The 401-nt window shown below is 42.6% G+C and carries 2 protein-coding genes; both read right to left on the bottom strand.

Going from position 1 to position 401, the window contains the following annotated elements; genetic code table 11:
• The coding region (gene rpsI / locus GFC01_RS18475; protein WP_152948531.1) for a 30S ribosomal protein S9 at positions 1–228 on the bottom strand (228 nt) is incomplete at its 3' end.
• Between the two features lie 20 nt (positions 229–248).
• On the bottom strand, positions 249–401 hold a 153-nt coding region (locus GFC01_RS18470), incomplete at its 5' end, for an uL13 family ribosomal protein (RefSeq protein ID WP_194175052.1).

Genomic DNA, 401 nt, shown 5'->3' with positions numbered 1-401 from the left:
AGCTTGACCAGAGAATCCACCACCGTGAACATTTACAAGAACATCGTAGCTGTTAGCTGTTTCTGTGATGTTCAAAGGCTGTTTCACGTCTTCGATTAAAGCAGCGAATGGAATGTATTCAGTAATTTCACGATCATTAACGACGATACGGCCTTCACCTGGAACTAAGCGAACGCGCGCTACAGAACTTTTACGACGACCTGTACCGTAATATTGAACCTGTGCCAAATTGTTAACCTCCCTTATAATTAACCGCGAAGTTCGTAAACTTCAGGTTGTTGTGCTTGATGTGGATGCTCAGAACCACGGTACACATTTAATTTTTTGAACATTTGACGACCTAGTGGACCCTTTGGAAGCATACCTTTGATAGCAAGCTCCAACATTTTCTCAGGGTAGTT

Origin of the sequence: Desulfofundulus thermobenzoicus, assembly GCF_009428905.1 — a bacterium.
Lineage (GTDB): Bacteria > Bacillota > Desulfotomaculia > Desulfotomaculales > Desulfovirgulaceae > Desulfofundulus_A > Desulfofundulus_A thermobenzoicus.
The sequence above is the reverse complement of the archived record's forward strand: the minus strand, read 5'-3'. Positions and strand labels throughout refer to the sequence as shown.